This window comes from Rhodococcus sp. NPDC057014 (genome assembly GCF_042673295.1).
In the GTDB taxonomy this organism is placed as follows: Bacteria; Actinomycetota; Actinomycetes; order Mycobacteriales; family Mycobacteriaceae; genus Rhodococcus_F.
In genome coordinates, this window is sequence record NZ_JBHUSF010000056.1 from 1 (window position 1) to 17,237 (window position 17,237).

Annotated in this window: 13 protein-coding genes; 7 read left to right on the plus strand and 6 right to left on the minus strand. The window is 69.7% G+C overall.

The genetic code is table 11. The features are described 5' to 3' along the window. Nucleotides 1-1,764, minus strand: coding sequence for a DEAD/DEAH box helicase (locus ACFTZB_RS14165; protein ID WP_378432397.1), 1,764 nt, complete (start codon nucleotides 1,762-1,764; stop codon nucleotides 1-3). A gap of 108 nt (nucleotides 1,765-1,872) precedes the next feature. Between ACFTZB_RS14165 and ACFTZB_RS14170 the strand changes: the two genes are divergently transcribed. The 4 genes from ACFTZB_RS14170 to ACFTZB_RS14185 all read left to right on the plus strand — a co-directional run bounded on the left by ACFTZB_RS14170 (nucleotide 1,873) and on the right by ACFTZB_RS14185 (nucleotide 6,093). Then, nucleotides 1,873-2,670: a carbon-nitrogen hydrolase family protein gene (locus tag ACFTZB_RS14170; RefSeq protein ID WP_378432398.1), complete on the plus strand. Its 798-nt coding sequence runs from the start codon at nucleotides 1,873-1,875 to the stop codon at nucleotides 2,668-2,670. Between the two features lie 59 nt (nucleotides 2,671-2,729). After that, nucleotides 2,730-3,359, plus strand: a complete 630-nt coding sequence (locus ACFTZB_RS14175; RefSeq protein ID WP_378432399.1) for a phosphoribosyltransferase — start codon at nucleotides 2,730-2,732, stop codon at nucleotides 3,357-3,359. Nucleotides 3,360-3,458: 99 nt separating this feature from the next. Continuing rightward, the gene (locus ACFTZB_RS14180) at nucleotides 3,459-4,163 is read left to right on the plus strand and encodes a heme peroxidase (protein WP_378432400.1); all 705 of its coding nucleotides are present in this window, start codon (nucleotides 3,459-3,461) and stop codon (nucleotides 4,161-4,163) included. A gap of 139 nt (nucleotides 4,164-4,302) precedes the next feature. Next, the gene (locus tag ACFTZB_RS14185; RefSeq protein WP_378432401.1) at nucleotides 4,303-6,093 is read left to right on the plus strand and encodes an AMP-dependent synthetase/ligase; all 1,791 of its coding nucleotides are present in this window, start codon (nucleotides 4,303-4,305) and stop codon (nucleotides 6,091-6,093) included. Between the two features lie 51 nt (nucleotides 6,094-6,144). On the opposite strand, the gene ACFTZB_RS14190 is transcribed toward ACFTZB_RS14185, so the two are convergent. Continuing rightward, the gene (locus ACFTZB_RS14190; protein ID WP_378432423.1) at nucleotides 6,145-6,768 is read right to left on the minus strand and encodes an alpha/beta hydrolase; all 624 of its coding nucleotides are present in this window, start codon (nucleotides 6,766-6,768) and stop codon (nucleotides 6,145-6,147) included. Between the two features lie 78 nt (nucleotides 6,769-6,846). On the opposite strand from ACFTZB_RS14190, the gene ACFTZB_RS14195 reads away from it, so the two are divergent. Then, nucleotides 6,847-10,314, plus strand: coding sequence for a TM0106 family RecB-like putative nuclease (locus ACFTZB_RS14195; protein ID WP_378432402.1), 3,468 nt, complete (start codon nucleotides 6,847-6,849; stop codon nucleotides 10,312-10,314). On the opposite strand, the gene ACFTZB_RS14200 is transcribed toward ACFTZB_RS14195, so the two are convergent. Both ACFTZB_RS14200 and ACFTZB_RS14205 read right to left on the minus strand, forming a co-directional pair. Further along, complete coding sequence (locus ACFTZB_RS14200) at nucleotides 10,299-11,477, minus strand: amino acid deaminase/aldolase (RefSeq protein WP_378432403.1); 1,179 nt, start codon at nucleotides 11,475-11,477, stop codon at nucleotides 10,299-10,301. The two genes, ACFTZB_RS14195 and ACFTZB_RS14200, sit on opposite strands and share 16 nt — an antisense overlap. Nucleotides 11,478-11,557: 80 nt before the next feature. Continuing rightward, complete coding sequence (locus tag ACFTZB_RS14205) at nucleotides 11,558-12,202, minus strand: TetR/AcrR family transcriptional regulator (RefSeq protein ID WP_087558952.1); 645 nt, start codon at nucleotides 12,200-12,202, stop codon at nucleotides 11,558-11,560. Nucleotides 12,203-12,303: 101 nt separating this feature from the next. Here ACFTZB_RS14205 and ACFTZB_RS14210 point away from each other — a divergent pair, with 101 nt between their 5' ends. Next, a complete protein-coding gene (locus ACFTZB_RS14210; RefSeq protein WP_378432405.1) occupies nucleotides 12,304-13,620 on the plus strand; it encodes a D-arabinono-1,4-lactone oxidase in 1,317 nt (438 codons plus the stop codon). Nucleotides 13,621-13,630: 10 nt separating this feature from the next. Beyond that, nucleotides 13,631-14,995 carry an amidase family protein gene (locus ACFTZB_RS14215; RefSeq protein ID WP_378432406.1) on the plus strand — a complete coding sequence of 455 codons (1,365 nt, stop codon included), beginning with the start codon at nucleotides 13,631-13,633 and terminating at the stop codon, nucleotides 14,993-14,995. Nucleotides 14,996-15,006: 11 nt separating this feature from the next. Here the strand turns inward: ACFTZB_RS14215 and ACFTZB_RS14220 are convergent, their stop codons facing one another. After that, nucleotides 15,007-15,972: an adenosine deaminase gene (locus ACFTZB_RS14220; RefSeq protein WP_378432407.1), complete on the minus strand. Its 966-nt coding sequence runs from the start codon at nucleotides 15,970-15,972 to the stop codon at nucleotides 15,007-15,009. Between the two features lie 26 nt (nucleotides 15,973-15,998). Further along, a complete protein-coding gene (locus tag ACFTZB_RS14225) occupies nucleotides 15,999-17,195 on the minus strand; it encodes a class I adenylate-forming enzyme family protein (protein WP_378432408.1) in 1,197 nt (398 codons plus the stop codon). Between the last annotated feature and the right edge of the window lie 42 nt (nucleotides 17,196-17,237).

Genomic DNA, 17,237 nt, shown 5'->3' on the forward strand with positions numbered 1-17,237 from the left:
CTACTCGCGCGGCCTTTTCCTGCCGTCCCGGTCACGCTGGAATTTTCCGCCGGCCCGGTCGTCGCGGCCACCACGGCCCGGACGACCCGACGGCGGCCCCGAATCGGGCTGCAGCTGGATCAGCACCCCGGAGATCCGGGTACGACGCAGCGCCTCGAGGGTTTCGCTGGACAGGTCGGCCGGCAATTCCACCAGGCTGTGGTCCGGGCGGATGCTGATGTGCCCGAAGTCGCTGCGCCGCAGCCCGCCCTCGTTCGCGATGGCACCGACGATCGCACCCGGCACCACCCGGTGCCGCTTGCCGACCGCGATGCGGTACGTCGCGAGCTCCTGGCCTTCCGGTCCACGCGAGCGCGTCGGGGGGCCGTCGTCGAAACGGCGCGCCGGGCGTTCGCGGGGCTCCCGTTCACGGCGGGGCGCGGGCGGCGGTTCGGGCGCCATGAGGAACGCCTCACCGTCACGCGACTGCACCGCGAGCGCGGCGGCGATGTCGGCGAGCGGAACGTCGTGCTCCTGCTCGTAGTCCTCGATCATCTTGCGGAACAACGCCAGGTTGTCGGAGGTCAGGCTCTCGGTGATCGAGTCGCCGAACTTGGACACACGCTGCGCGTTGACGTCGTCGACGCTGGGCAGCTGCATCTCGGCGAGCGGCTGACGGGTCGCCTTCTCGATGGCCTTGAGCAGGTGCCGTTCGCGCGGCGCCACGAACAGCAGCGCCTCGCCCGCGCGCCCGGCGCGACCGGTGCGGCCGATCCGGTGGACGTACGACTCCGTGTCGTGCGGGATGTCGTAGTTGACGACGTGGGAGATACGGTCGACGTCCAGGCCACGCGCGGCCACGTCGGTGGCGACGAGGATGTCGAGGGCGCCGCTCTTGAGCTGGCCGATGGTCCGCTCACGCTGGGCCTGCACGATGTCGCCGTTGATGGCCGCGGCCGAGAAGCCGCGTGAACGCAGTCGTTCCGCGAGGTCTTCGGTGGCCTGCTTGGTGCGCACGAAGATGATCATGGCCCCGAAGTCCTCGACCTCGAGGACCCGCGTGAGTGCGTCGAGTTTGCGCTGGTGCGCCACCTGCACGTACCGCTGCGAGATGTTGGACGCCGTCGACGTCTTCGACTTCACCGTGATCTCGACCGGGTCGTGCAGGTACTGCTTCGAGATCTTGCGGATGGCGCCCGGCATGGTGGCCGAGAAGAGGGCGACCTGCTTGTATTCGGGAGTGTCGGAGAGGATGCGCTCGACGTCCTCCTGGAACCCCATCTTCAGCATCTCGTCGGCCTCGTCCAGGACGAGGTAGGAGAGCTTGGACAGGTCGAGGGTGCCCTTCTCCAGGTGGTCGATCACCCGGCCGGGCGTGCCCACGACGACGTGCGCGCCGCGCCGGAGCCCCGACAGCTGGACGCCGTAGCTCTGACCGCCGTAGATCGGCAGCACGTGCAGGCCCGGAATGTGGGCGGAGTACTTGCCGAACGCCTCCGCGACCTGCAGGGCCAGTTCCCGCGTCGGCGCCAGGACCAACGCCTGTGGCGACTTCTGCGTCAGGTCGATCTTCGAGAGGATCGGCACCGCGAACGCAGCGGTCTTGCCGGTGCCGGTCTGCGCCAGGCCGACGACGTCGTTGCCTGCGAGGAGCGGCGGAATGGTGGCGGCCTGGATCGGCGAGGGCGACTCGTAGCCCACATCGGACAGTGCCTTCAAGACCCGATCGTCGATGTCGAGGTCGGCAAAAGTGGGGGGTTCGGGGTCACGCTCGATATCACTCATTGACCAGCAGTTTAGTGCACGAGTCCACACTGCAATGCCACGCCGCGGAAATACGCGGCGACCGGGACGGACGACGCCCCCGCGCGGTCGTCGCCTAGCGTGGACGGCATGGTCGATGTCGCTGTCATCCAGTTCGCTCCCGGTCAGGACAAGCAGGAGAACCTGCGCACCGTCCGCACGCTCGCCGCCGAGGCCGCGGGCCGCGGCGCGAAGGTGGTGGTGGCGCCGGAGTACGCGATGTTCACGGCGCCCCGAACGGACGAGCGGATCGTCGACTCGGCCGAGGCCCTGGACGGCGAGTTCGTCGGCGGGCTGGCCGCGACGGCGAAGGAACTCGATGTCCATCTGGTTGCGGGCGTCAACGAGGCGCTGCCCGGGGACGATCGCATCTCCAACACCCTCGTCGCGCTCGGGCCCGGTGGCGACATCGTCGCCACCTACCGCAAACTCCACCTGTACGACGCGTTCGGCTACAAGGAATCCGACGTCATCCGAGCCGGGGAGATCGGCGCCCCGGAGACCTTCGCCGTCGACGGCCTCACGTTCGGCATGCAGACCTGCTACGACCTCCGGTTCCCCGAGGTCACCCGCCGGATCGTCGACGCGGGCGCCGATGTGCTGCTGCTGCCGGCGCAGTGGGTGCCCGGACCGCTCAAGGAGGATCACTGGTCGACCCTGATCCGGGCGCGCGCAATCGAGAACACCGTGTACGTGGCGGCCGCCGATCAGAGCGCGCGCACCGGCGCCGGGAACAGCATGATCGTCGACCCGATGGGCGTGACCCTCGTGTCGCTCGGCGAGCGGGTGGGCACCGCGGTCGCGGCCGTCGATGCGGAACGGATCACCGAGGTGCGGGAGAAGAATCCGGTCCTCGCCCTGCGCCGATTCACCGTCACCGAGATCTGAGCGACCCGATCGGGAGTAGCGTCGGAGACGAACAGTTCTCCCCGATCACGGAGCGTTCGATGTTGTACACCAGTCGCGCCGACGCCGGTCGCCGACTGGCCGCCGCACTGGACCACCTGCGTGGAACCGACCTGGTGGTGCTCGGCCTGCCGCGCGGCGGCGTCCCCGTCGCCTTCGAGATCGCCGCGGCCCTGTCGGCACCCCTCGACGTCGTGCTCGTCCGCAAGCTGGGTGTGCCGTGGCAGCCGGAACTCGCGATGGGCGCCATCGGTGAGGGCGAATCCCGGGTGATCAACGACGATGTTCTCCGCATCGCCCGGATCAGCAAGACGTCGCTCGCCATGGTGGAGGCCAAGGAGCGCCACGAACTCGAGCGACGGGCACGGGTGCTGCGCGGCGGCAGGCCCCGGGCGCCGCTGAGAGGCCGCGTTGCCGTCCTCGTCGACGACGGCATGGCCACGGGCGCGACCGCGGCGGTGGCCTGCCAGTCGGTGAAGAAGCTGGGCGCGGCCCGGGTGATCGTCGCGGTCCCGGTGGCCGCGCCCGAGGCCGTCGGCCGGCTGCGCGTGACCGCCGACGAGGTGGTCTGCCCCTACACCCCAGCCGATCTCGGCGGCGTCGGCAACGCGTACGCCGATTTTCATCAACTCTCGGACACCGAGGTCACAGACCTGCTGGCACCCCACTGACGGTCGTTCTCGAGGAATCTTCAGCTCCAGTGCAACGTTCCCGGAGGCCCTGTCGATACACCGGACAGAGCACAGAACAGACTGCCTTTGGAGGATCTCGTGACCGTCTCTGCCGATACCGTCGAAACCGTCGTCACCGCGTGCCGCGACCGATTGGGCGACCCGTCCGGCTGGGTCACCTCCGATGCCTACCGGCACAGCCTCGCGCTCTGCATCATCGAATCGGTGCAGTCGAGCGCCGGGCACAGCGAGGTCGCCGTCGTCGACCGCTACCTGGCGTACCGGCGGGCACACCCCGACCAACCCCTCACCGACGGCGCCCGCGACCTGCTCCGCACGTTCGAGGAGGCGGGCAGCTCGGATCAGTGGGCGGGCAAGGTCGGCTCGTACAAGCGGCGGTACACCGCCACCGGCGTGCCGATCGAGGCGCGTCACATCCAGTTGGCGGCGGAGCGGCTACACCAACTCCGCATCAACAGCATCGACGACCTTCTCGAGGCCGCCCGGGACGAGGCCGCCCTGGAGCAGATCCACGACGCGTGGATCGAGGTGTGCGGGGAGAGCAGCGACGTCACGTGGGCGCACTTCCTGATGCTGGCGGGGATCCCCGGGGTCCGGCCGAACCGGGTGGCGGACGTCTTCATCAGCGGCGCGCTCGGCATCTCGGACGCCACCGACGACGGCCACGCCGAGGAGATTCTCGCGGCGACCGCGACGGAACTCGGTGTCGATCCGGACCAGTTGAACTACGCGATCCGGCGCTGGCTGTCCGCCAACTCGCGTCGCCGGGACGAGGCCGCCTGAGTTATCTGATTACGCCGAGTTACACTAATCTCCGCTGGTCACACAAGAAATACACATAACGGACATCGACCCTGGTGCGAAACTAGGACAAATGTGATCGAATGCACATCCGTCATGTCGTTTCAGTGGAGGGGTCATAGTGCGTGAATTCTCGGTACCGCAGTCGTTCTCAATTCCGGAGGACGCCTCCATGGCGGACACGGTCTTCCGTCATGCCGAGGAAGACCCGAAGTTCGTTCCGTTCAAGCGCCCGGGCGGCGGCGGCTGGGTAGACGTCACCGCCGCCGAGTTCGCGGAGCAGGTCTCCGCCGTCGCGAAGGGTCTCATCGCGTCGGGCGTCGAACTCGGCGACCGCGTGGCGATCCTGTCCGCCACCCGGTACGAGTGGGTCGTCATCGACTACGCGATCTGGACGGCGGGCGGGTGCACCGTCGCCATCTACGAAACGTCGGCGCCCGATCAGGCCAAGTGGATCCTCGAGGACTCCGGCACGTCGCTGCTGGTCGTCGAGAACGCGAAGCAGGCCGACGCGCTGAAGGTCGTCACCGACGCCGCGCCGGACCTGCGGGAGGTCCTGCAGATCGAGGGTGCGGGCGCGATCGAGGAACTGTCGAACCGTGGCGAGGGTGTCACCGACGAGCAGCTGCACGAGCGTCGCCACCAGGTGCGCGCCTCGTCCCCCGCGACCCTCATCTACACGTCGGGCACCACCGGCCGACCCAAGGGCGTGCAGTTGACGCACTCCAACTTCTACGCGGAATCGGCCGCGGTGAAGCTGGCGCTCAGCGACGCGATGTACGCGGGCAGGCGCACCCTGATGTTCCTGCCCCTCGCACACGTCTTCGCTCGCGCCATCTCGTTCGGGGCGTTCGACGCCAAGGTGACGGTCGCGCACACCGCCGACCTCACCACGCTGCTCGACCAGTTCGCCGCGTTCAAGCCGCACTTCATCCTGTCGGTGCCGCGCGTGTTCGAGAAGGTCTACAACTCCGCCAAGCAGAAGGCGTACGACGGCGGCAAGGGCAGCATCTTCGAGAAGGCGTCCGCCACGGCCATCGCGTACAGCGAGGCGCAGGACAACGGCGGCGCCGGGCTCGGTCTCAAGCTCAAGCACGCCCTGTTCGACAAGCTCGTCTACTCGAAGCTGCGCACCGCGCTCGGCGGCGAGTGCGACCGCGCCGTCTCCGGTGGCGCCGCGCTCGGTGCCCGCCTCGGGCACTTCTTCCGCGGCATCGGCGTCCCGGTGTACGAGGGCTACGGCCTCACCGAGACCAGCGCCGCCATCTCGGTGAACACCACCCGCGCGCAGAAGGTCGGCACCGTCGGCAAGCCGATCGACGGGCACGCCGCGAAGATCGGCGAGGACGGCGAACTGCTCCTGAAGGGTCCCGTCGTGTTCGGGGGGTACTGGCACAACGAGCAGGCCACCGCGGATTCGATCCGCGACGGCTGGTTCCACACCGGCGACCTCGGCTCGATCGACGAAGAGGGATACATCTCGATCACCGGCCGCAAGAAGGAAATCATCGTCACCGCGGGCGGCAAGAACGTCGCACCCGCGGTCCTCGAGGACGCCCTGCGCGCGCACCCGCTGATCAGCCAGTGCCTCGTGGTCGGTGACGGCAAGCCGTTCATCGGCGCGCTCATCACCCTCGACTCGGAGACCCTGCCGGGCTGGAAGGAACGCCACGGGCTGGCCGCCGACACCCCGGTGTCCGAACTGGTGAAGAACCCCGACCTGGTCGCCGAGATCGACGAGGCCGTCGCCGAGGGCAACAAGAAGGTGTCCAACCCGGAGCGGATCAAGAAGTACCGCATCCTCGAGGTCGACTTCACGCAGGAGACCGGTGAGCTCACGCCCACGCTGAAGCTCAAACGCAACGTCATCCACAAGGAGCACGGCGCGGCCATCGAGGCCATCTACGCGTAAGCGGCTCCGCCGCCCGTGAGTGGTTACGGAGTCCCAGCACTCCTCAGCCGCTCACGGGCGCGCAGCGCCCAGAACGAAATCGCGGACCACCGCGGTGACGGCGGCGTGGACCTTCTCGTGCAGAAGGTCGTGTCCGGCGTCGTCGAATTCCCGTAGTTCGAGGCCCGGGATCCCCGCCGCCCAGTCCCGGACCGGATCGATCGGGGCCATGCGGTCGTCCACGCCGTGCACCGCGAGCAACGGCATCTCCAGCGATCCCAGCGCGTCCGCCGTCCGCTGCACGGCGGCCGTCTTCGGGGTTCCGCACAGAATCGCGCCCCGGAATCCGGAATCGCCGCGCAGGAGCAGTTCCATCGAGACGGCGGCCCCGAGGGAATGCCCCATCAGCACGCGCGGCACGTCCGGTGCGTGCTGCTCCGCCATACGGGTGAGAAGAGCGGCGTCCTCCGCCAGCTCCGCGACGCTGCCGGGATGGTCGCCCTCGGACAGGCCGTGACCCGCCTGGTCGATTCCCCACACCCCGATTCCCGCCGCCGTGAGGCCGCGCGCGAACCGGTGGTAATGCCCTGTGTGCTGTCCCATCCCGTGCAGAAACACCAGCTGGACGACGGGTCCTCCCACCGCGCTCCAGTGCCGGTAGTGGACTCGTCCGGAGTGGCCGTCGAAGAAGGGCATGGCTGCCATTCTGGACGTGTCGCCCCTCGATGGCACAATCGGCCGGGTGAACTCACCGGCAGAACTGGGGACGTAGCTGTGTTCCTCCTCGACGACACCATCGTCTACAGCGCCAGCGACCTCGCCGCGGCCGCCACCTGCGAGTTCGCGTTGCTGCGCCGGTTGGATGCCACGCTCGGGCTGGGCGGCGCCACCGCCTCGGCCGCGTCCGTCGACGACGATCCGATGCTGCGACGGACGTCGAGTCTGGGCGACGCCCACGAACTTCGCCGGCTCGAGCAGTTCCGCGCCGAGTACGGCGACGGGGTGGTCACGATGGACCGGCCCGAGTACACCACCGTGGGACTGTTCGACGCGAACCTGGCCACCACGGAGGCGATCCGCGGCGGCGCCGACGTCGTGTACCAGGGCACGTTCTTCGACGGCCGCTTCCTGGGTTTCTGCGACTTCCTCGTCCGCGACGGCGACACGTACGCCGTCTACGACACCAAGCTGTCGCGGCACGCGAAGGTGTCGGCTCTCCTTCAGCTCGCCGCCTACGCGGAAGCGCTCGCCGGCAACGGAATTCCGACGTCCCCGGACGTCCACCTGCTGCTCGGCGACGACAGTGACTCGGCGCACCCGCTCGGCGACATCGTCCCGGTGTACTCCGCGCGACGCTCGTCGCTCGAACGGATCCTCGACGAGCACCGCGACGAGCAGTCGGTCGCGGAATGGGGCGACCCCCGGTACACGGCGTGCGGCCGGTGCGACACGTGCACCCCGGAGGTCGAGCAGCACCGCGACCTCCTGCTGGTGGCCGGAATGCGCTCGACGCAGCGGAGCCGGCTGATCGCGGCCGGGGTCGGCACTCTCGACGCCCTCGCCGCGCACGAGGGCAGCGTCGAGGGGCTGCCCGAGCGCACCCTGGAATCGTTGCGCGCCCAGGCTGCCCTGCAGTTGCGGCAGGAGTCCTCGGGCACCCCGGAGTTCCAGCTGTACGCCCCGCAGGCCCTGGGTGGGCTGCCGGAACCGGACGACGGCGACATCTTCTTCGACTTCGAGGGAGACCCGTTGTGGGCCGAGAACGGTTCCACCGACTGGGGTCTCGAATACCTCTTCGGCGTGGTCGAGGGCCCCGCCGACGCCGCCGTGTTCCGGCCGTTCTGGGCGCACGACCGCGCGGAGGAGCGGCAGGCCCTCGTCGACTTCCTCGACTACGTGACCGCGCGGCGTCAGCAGTACCCGAACATGCACATCTACCACTACGCCGCGTACGAGAAGTCGGCGCTGCTGCGACTGGCGGGGCGGCACGGCGTCGGCGAGGAGACCGTCGACACCCTGCTGCGCGACAACGTCCTCGTCGACCTGTACCCGGTGGTGCGCGGGTGCCTGCGGGTCGGCGAACGGTCCTACAGCATCAAGAAACTCGAGCCGCTGTACATGCCGGAGCAGCCGCGCGACGGCGACGTCACCAACGCCGCCGCATCGGTGGTCGCGTACGCCGACTACTGCGAACACCGCGACAACGGCCGCGACGAGGCGGCCCGCGAACTGCTGCAGGGCATCGCCGACTACAACCGGTACGACTGCGATTCCACTTTGCGGCTGCGCGACTGGCTGATCGGGCAGGCGCGGACGCACGGCGTGGCGCTCCGGCCGCCGGGCGACGGGCCCACGCCGGTGACCGAGGAATGCACGCCCGCCGAGGCGGCGTTGCGCGAATTCGCCGGGCACGGACCGAGCGAGCACCGGGAACACGACCAGCAGGCCGCCGCACTAATGGCGGCGGCCGTCGGCTATCACCGGCGCGAGCGGAAACCGTTCTGGTGGGCGCACTTCGATCGGCTGGTCGTGCCGCACGACGAACTGTCCGACGTCCGGGACGTCCTGGTGGTGTCGTCCGCGGTGATCGAGGAGAACTGGCACAAGAGCAGCCCCCGGCAGCGCAAGCTGCGCCGGCGTCTCGAGCTCACCGGCCGGTTCGGGACCGGGAGCACGGTGGGGCCCAAGACCACGATGTACGCGCTGTACGACACTCCCGCGCCGGAGGCGGTCGCGGGCGACAATCCGCAGCAGCGGGGAACGTGCACGGTCAACGTGCTGGAGGTCGGGAAGGACGGCCGCCGCCGCGACGTGGTGATCGTCGAAGAACTCCTGAACGGTGAGGAGTACGGCCAACTTCCGACGGCGATCACCCCGGGGCCGCCGATCACCACCGACCGCATCGAATCGGCGATCGCGGTGGCCGCGGACGGGATGTGCTCACCGTTGCCGGAACTCCCACTGTGCGCGTCGGTGGACATCCTGCGGCGGTCCGATCCGCGCACCCGCAGCGGGAATCCGCTCCCGCCCGTCGACGGCACGGACTACGCGGGCGCGATCACCGCGGCCCTGCTCGACCTCGAGGACTCGTACGTCGCGGTGCAGGGTCCGCCCGGCACCGGCAAGACGTACACCGGGGCCCGGGTGATCAAGGCACTCGTCGAACAGCACCACTGGCGGATCGGCGTGGTCGCGCAATCACATTCGGTGATCGAGAACATGCTCGGGGGCGTCGTGAAGGCCGGGCTCCCCGCCGAACTCGTCGCGAAGAAGGACGGGCGGCATCGCGCCGCGACGTGGACCGACATCAGTTCCAACGACTATCCGGGCTTCATCGATCAGGCGGAGGGGACGGGCTGCGTGATCGGCGGGACCGCCTGGGACTTCGCGAACACCGACCGCGTGCCACCCGGCAGCCTCGACCTGCTGGTCATCGACGAGGCCGGGCAGTTCGCTCTCGCCAACACCATCGCGGTGGGCGGTGCGGCCCGCAATCTCCTGCTGCTCGGCGATCCCCAGCAGCTCCCCCAGGTCAGCCAGGGCACCCACCCGGAACCGGTGGACGCGTCGGCTCTCGGGTGGCTCGCCGAGGGGCACGGGGCGCTGCCCGCGAGCCGGGGCTACTTCCTGGAACGCACGTGGCGGATGCATCCTCAGCTGTGCGCTCCCGTCTCGACGCTGTCGTACGACGGCAAGCTGCGTTCGCAGGAATCGGCCAGTGCCGCACGGCGGCTCGACGGCACGGCCGCCGGGGTGCACACCGTCTTCGTCGACCACCAGGGCAACGCCACCCAGTCCCCCGAGGAATCGCGGGAAGTGGTCAACCGGATCACGAAGCTGCTCGGATCCGGCTGGACCGACCCCAGCGAGTTCGAGGGCACCCGCCCGCTCGACGAGTCCGACATCCTGGTGGTGGCGCCGTACAACGCGCAGGTCGGGTTGATCGAACGCGATCTCGCCGCTGTCGGCCTCGACAAGGTCGAGGTGGGCACGGTCGACAAGTTCCAGGGGCGGGAGGCGGCCGTCGCCATCGTGTCGATGACCGCGTCCGCGATCGAGGACGTGCCGCGCGGCATGTCGTTCCTGCTGTCGCGGAACCGGATGAACGTGGCGGTCTCACGCGGCAAGTGGGCGGCGATCATCGTCCGCTCGGAATCGCTGACGCAGTACATGCCGAGCACCCCGGAAGGGCTGACCGAGCTGGGCGCCTTCATGCGGCTCACCGGTCAGCCGAAGCACTGACCTTCGCCGCGGTAGGTGGGGACGGCGGTGCAGGATCCGTCCGACTCGACGACGTGCACCTCGGTGAACCGCTCGCACAGTTCGCCGGCCTTCGCGTGCCGGAACCACACCCGGTCGCCGATGCCGAGATCGGCTGCCGCTCTTCCGGTCACGGGGGTCTGCACCTCGCCGGCGCCCTCGTTGCGCAGTAGCTTCAGGCCCGTCGGCCGCGTCGGTGCGGGCACGCGGCTGCGCCCGGCGGGTCCGGAGGCGATGTAGCCGCCGCCGAACAGCGTCGCGATGCCGGGTGCCGGCCGCCGGACCGTCGAGAGCGCGAAGTACAGCGACGGGTGCGGGCGGAACGAGCGGTAGCGGTCGAAGAGCGTGGGCACGTACAGACCGGAACCGGCGGTCACCTCCGTCACGACCGGGTCGGCGGAACTCACCTCGAGCGAACCGGTGCCTCCGCTGTTGACGATCTCGAGCGCCCCGACCTCCGACTGCACGGCGTTCACCACGGCGCCGCGCCGGGTCGCGAGTTCTCTGGCGGACGCCCGCTTCATCCAGCCGATCGGCGGACTCGAGTCGGGCAGTCCCGCGATCTGCGCTTCGTAGAACATGACCCCGACGACGGCGAACCCGCGCGCGGCGGCGCGTTTCGCGAACGCGGCGACGGCGGACGGTTCGCGGAGCGGGGAGCGGCGGACCCCGATGTGGACGGGTCCGAGCCGCAGCGACGCGTCCACGTCGATGCACAGCCGGGCCCGGTGGGACGTGGTGCCTGCAGCGGCGGTAATGAAGTCGAGGTGGTCGTCGCTGTCGACCATGAGGGTGATCCGGTTCAGCAGTTCGGGTTCGGCCGCCACTGCGGCGAGGGCGCCGCGGTCGGCTGTCGGGTAGCCCATGAGGATGTCCTGCGCGCCGTGCCGCGCGAGCCAGATCGCCTCGCGGAGGGAGTACGCCATGATCCCGCGGAAGCCCCCGGCCGCGGTGAGGTTCTCACCGAGCGCGACCTGGAGTACCGCGCGGCAGCGGACGGATTTGCTGGCGACCCGGACCGGGGTGCCGCCGGCGCGCCGGACCAGGTCGGCGGCGTTGGCGCGCAGCGTGGGCAGGTCGAGCGCGGCCAGCGGCGGGTCGATCTCGGTGGTCGAGGCGATGAGACGGTCGAGCGTGGGCGTCACAGTTCGTCCAATCGTCGGGCATCGATCTGAGAGCCAGTCAACCATCGAGTTGGACGATTGTCCAGATCAAGGGCGCCGGATCAGGCCTGCTCGACCGCCTTCGCCGTGATCACCTGCACCATCTCGTCCAGCGCCGCAATCATCGCCTCGCTGTCCCGGTCGACGAGCCACCGCAGCACGAGCCCGTCGAGCATGGCCAGCCCGAACCGCGCGATCGCCTCGACCGGAGTGCCCCACCCGACGCCGGCGATCCGGGCGCACTCGGCGAGGAACTCGATCGCCTCCTCGTCCATCGTCCGGTACTGCTGACCGGCGATGTCGCCTGCCCGCTCGCTCCCGGACGCCCGGTGCCGCAACGCCTGCGCGGTGATCTCGTACGTCAGCAACTGACGGTCCGGGGTGGCCTCGATGATCGGCCACATCCCGCTGATCCCGATGTGGAGCAGTTCTCGCAGACCGTCGATCCCGCGCAGGTCCGGCGCGTGCCGCACCTGACCGAACGCCAGCCGCATCGACGCGCTGAGCTGCAGGACCAGGCTCTCGCCCATCGCGGCGAGGAGCTCTTCCTTGCTCTCGAAGCAGTAGTGCACCACACCGAGAGAGACACCCGCCTCCTCCGCCACGGCGCGCACCGTGACCGATGCGACGCCGCGCTGCTCCGCGATGGCCAGCGCCGACTCGACGAGTTGGGCACGACGTTCATCCGCAGGAAGCCTGTTCAGCATCCTCTGATCGTAGAACCTGAGGGGGGATCCCCCGCGACCAACACGGACGCCCGACCAACCCGGCATTTGCCTGGACGAGCGTCCAGGTTCATGATGGGCGAATGGCACAGGACACATGGCGCAACTGGGCGGGCACCGAGACGGCGAACCCGCTGCGCTTCGCGACCCCACGCTCGGTGGCGGACCTCTGCGCACTCGTCGGCGGTGCCGCGCGGCAGGGACAGCGGGTCAAGGCCGTGGGGTCGGGCCACTCCTTCACCGGGGTCGCCGTCACCGACGGCATCCTGGTCAGCCTCGACGCCCTCACCGGCATCGAATCCGTCACCCTCGACGAACCGGCGGGCGCCCTTGTCACCGTCCTCGCCGGCACGCGACTGCACGATCTGAGCGAGCAACTCTGGCACCGCGGCCTGGCCATGATCAACCTGGGCGACATCGACGTGCAGTCCGTCGCGGGTGCGCTGTCCACCGGAACACACGGCACCGGAGCGCGTTTCGGAGGTCTCGCAACCCAGGTACGCGCCCTGCAGGTGGTGCTGGCGGACGGCTCGGTGGCCGACTGCTCCCCCACCGAGAATCCCGAACTGTTCGAGGCCGCACGCCTGGGCCTCGGCGCGGTCGGCATCATCGCGAAGGCCACGCTCCAGTGCGTGCCGAACTACGTGATGCACGCCGTCGAGAAACCGGAGTCGCTCGATGCCACCCTCGACCGTCTCGACCACGACCGCGCCACGGTCGACCACTTCGAGTTCTACTGGTTCCCGCACACGCGCCGCGTCCTGACGAAGCGCAACACCCGGTTGCCCGGCGACACCCCGACGTCCCCACTCCACCCGGTCCGCGCCTACGTCGACGACGAACTGCTCTCCAACATCCTGTTCGAGGGCATCAACAGGGTGGCGAGCCTTGCGCCGTCGACGATTCCGAAGATCAATCGGCTCTCCTCCCGCATGCTGAGCCCGCGCGAATTCACGGACCGCAGCTACCGCGTCTTCGCGTCGGAGCGCCGGGTGAAGTTCCGCGAGATGGAGTACGCGGTACCCACCGAGGCACTTCCGGACACCCTCGCGGCGATCGACGCGTGGGTGGAGAAGTCCGCCTTCACGGTTGCGTTCCCCGTCGAGGTCCGCTTCGCCGCGGGCGACGACGTGTGGCTGTCGACGGCGAACGGGCGGGACACGGCGTACATCGCGGTGCACCAGTACCACCGCCGCGACCACGAACGGTACTTCTCCGCCGTCGAGGCCATCGCCCGGGAGGCGGACGGGCGACCGCACTGGGGCAAGATGCACGGCCGCACCGCCGAGGACCTGCGGCCCGCATACCCGAACTTCGACGAGTTCCTCGCCGTGCGCGACAAGTACGATCCCGGGCGAATGTTCGACAACGCGTACCTCCGGACCGTCCTCGGTCGCTAACGTGGGATAGGTGGCCCCCAGTCGATCTTTCGACCGTCGCAACTTCCTTCGCGTCGCGGGCGCCTCCGGGGCGGCGGCGTTCGGTGCCGCGATGCTCGGCGCCTGCGGGGAACGCCTGCACGATCCGGAGGTTCCGCCGCTGCCCGACGGCCTGTCCGTTCCGAGCGGCGGGGCGGTGTCCGAGTTCGCGCCCGTCGACAAGGCGACGTGGCGTGTGCAGGGGGATCCGCTGGTCGCCCCGACCGGCGACGGCCCCCTCGCAGGCATGCGACTGGCCGTGACGGACCTGTATGCCGTTGCGGGACAGCAGATCGGCGCGGGCAGCGGGCGAAGACTCGCCGAGGCGCCCGTCGAAACCGGTACCGCCGCGGTGGTGGCGCGCCTCCTCGGGCAGGGCGCCCGCGTCGTCGGTCTCGCGCAGACCGACGACCTCGGTTACGGACATTCCGGCGTCAACCGGCAGTTCGGGACGCCGCCCAACCCCCGCGCCGAGGACCACCTCCCCGGCGGCGCGACGTCGGGCGCCGCGAGTGCGGTCGCGCAGGGTGCCGCCGACATCGGATTGGGCGTCGACACCACCGGTTCCGTCCGCATCCCGGCGTCGTATCAGGGCCTGTACGGCTTCGCGCCGTCCCGGGGCGCCGTCTCCACCGACGGACTGTTCCCGCTGTCCCCCACGTTCGACACCCCGGCATGGGTGTGCAGCGACGTCGACACGCTCGTCGCGGTGTCCGGCGCCGTCCTCCCCCTCACCGCGGAGTCCCCGTTCCGCGGCGCGCTCACCTCGGACGGCATCAACGCCGTCGCCGAGGCGGCGGCGCTCGGCGCGGTGCGGCGCGCCCTGACCGCGTGGGAGAAGAGTTCCCTTCCGCGGCTGACGTGGACCGACACGGACATCGGGCGGCTGCCCGACTGGTACGACGCCGTCGTCGATGTACAGGGCTACGAGGCGTGGCGGCTGCACGGCGAGTGGGTGAGCCAGGCGATGTCGTCGCTCGGCGACGAATCCGGCCGCAATTTCGCCGACGCCAGCCGCATCTGGGAGACGACGTACGGGCGGAAGCTGACCATGCTCGCCGAGGCGTCGCAGACGATCACCGCGTATGTGGGTGACCGCCTGCTCCTGCTGCCCGCGACGTCGTCCGTCGCCCCCGAGCGTGCGAGCGACCCCGGCGGCGGACGGTTCCGGAACACGATGCGCGCCACCGGCATGCTCACGTGTCTGGCGTCCATCTCGGGACTGCCCAACGCGACCGTGCCGTTGCGCACCGACGACGGGGTTCCCGTGGGCCTGTGCCTGGTCGGGCCGTACGGCCGCGACCGCGACGTCCTGGCCGTCGTCGCGAGTCTCGGCGACACGGGGCTGACGGACTGACGACCGGGCCGTCAGCCGCGGAGCAGTTGCGCCTTGCGCGCGTCGCTCGCGAACGACGCCGTGATCGAGTTGCGGGCCAGGGTGTCCCGCTCGGCGTCGGTGAGACCGAGCTGGTCCCGCAGTTGCGCGAAGTTGTCGTCGACGTACCCGCCGAAATACGCGGGGTCGTCGGAGTTGACGGTGACGAGCAGACCGGCCTCGAGCATGGCCCGCAGGGGGTGCTCGGACAGCGAGTCGACGACGCACAGCCGCACGTTCGACAGCGGGCACACGGTCAGCGGCACTTCCTCGTCCACCAGGCGCGCCACCAGAGCCGGGTCCTCCAGCGCCCGTACCCCGTGGTCGATGCGCTCGGCGCCGAGCAGATCGAGCGCCTGCCAGATGTACTCCGGCGGCCCCTCCTCCCCGGCGTGGGCGACCACGTGCAGCCCCTCCGACCGGGCGCGGGCGAACACGTCCTCGAACAGCGACGGCGGGTTGCCCACCTCGGCCGAGTCCAGTCCGAGCCCGACGATCGGTGTCTGCAACCGGATGATCTCGGAGAACACTTCCTCCGCCTCGTGCACGGGACGGTCGCGCAGGATCGCGGCGATGGCGGCACTGCTGAGACCGAACTCCCGCTCGCTGGTGCTCACCGCGTCCATGATCCCGTCGAGCACGTCGTGCAGCGGAACACCACGATTGACGTGGGCCTGCGGGTTGAAGAAGAACTCCACGTGCGCGACGCCGCCCGCGGACGCCCGCGCGAAGTAGGCGCGGGTGAGGTCCGCGAAGTCCTGGGCCGTCCGCAGCACCTGCATGTTGGCGAAATACAGGTCGAGGAACGACTGCAGATCGGTGAACTGGTACCGCGAGCGGAGATCGTCGAGGTCCGCGTACGGCAGCGGCACGGAATTCCGTTCGGCCAGCGCGAAGATCAGCTCGGGCTCGAGGGAACCCTCGATGTGCATGTGCAGCTCGGCGACGGGAGAGCTCACGGGTGGATACCTGCCTTTCGCACCACCTAGGCAGCGGTGTCGCGGTCGACGATACGGACGAAGCCGTCGCCGTCGATATTCGCGGTGTCGCCGGTGTGAAACCAGCCACCGGTGAACGTCTTCGCGGTGACCTCGGGGCGGTTCCAGTAGCCGCGGCTGACTCCCGGACCGCGACACAGCAATTCGCCGACCCCGCGGCCGGCGTCGGGCCCGAGGAGCGCCACCTCCATCCCTCCGAACGCGACGCCGACACTGCCCGCGTGTGTCAGAGCGCACTCGTCGGGCAACGCCAGCCCGGCGCCGCACGTCTCGGTCATGCCCCACCCGAGGAAATGCCGGGCCTCGGGGAACGTCCGCCGGAGGAGTTGCGACTGGTCGAGGGACAGGCCCGAGCCGCTGTAGTCGATCCAGCGCACCGCGCGCCGGCCGAAACTCGTCACCCGTGAACTCTCCACGGCGCGCAGGAGCACGGCGGGCGCCGCGGTGAGCACGTCGGCTCCGGTGCCGCGCCACGACGCCGCGTCGGTACTCCCCGTCAGCAGCACCGTTCCGCCCACGACCAGCGTCGAGAGCAGTTCGACGAGCGATCCCACGGTGTGCAGTTCGGGCTCGACGAGGAGATTCCGCAGTCCCTCGGAGCTGAACCCGCGTGCGTGGAGCACGGATTCGATGGTCGAGAGGACGTTCTCGTTGCTCAGCTCCACACCCTTCGGAGACTCCGACGGGCCCGGCGTGTACGACAGCAGCACCAGCTCGTCCGGGCTCGCCCCGTCGTCGATGAACGAGATGCCTTCCGGCAGTTCGCCGTCGAGAGTCAGCACCGACTGGCTGTCGGCGAGCACCTGACCGGTCCGCGCGTCGTCGAGCGCCGGGCTCACCCCGACCGGCACGCCACCGGCGAGCAGCACCCCGAGGAACGCCTCCACCCAGCGGACCCCCATGGGCTGCCGGACCGCGACCCGGTCGCCGATCTCGACGCCCTTCGACTTCAGCCCGCCCGCCACCCGGGCCGCGGACGTCCACAGTTGCGAGAACGTGAGCGACCGGCCACCGTCCTCCTCGACGGCGACCCGGCCCGCGTAACGGTGCACGGAAATGTCGAGCAGTTCGGTGAGCGACGGGTTGAGGCCGCCGTACCGGAGCAGGCCGTCACGACCGCGGACCACGCGATCGTCGTGGAAGAACGGACCACTACTCGGGTACTCGACGAGGGACGACGACATCTGCACCTCCGCTGCGCGACCGGGACGTTTGCCACGACTATA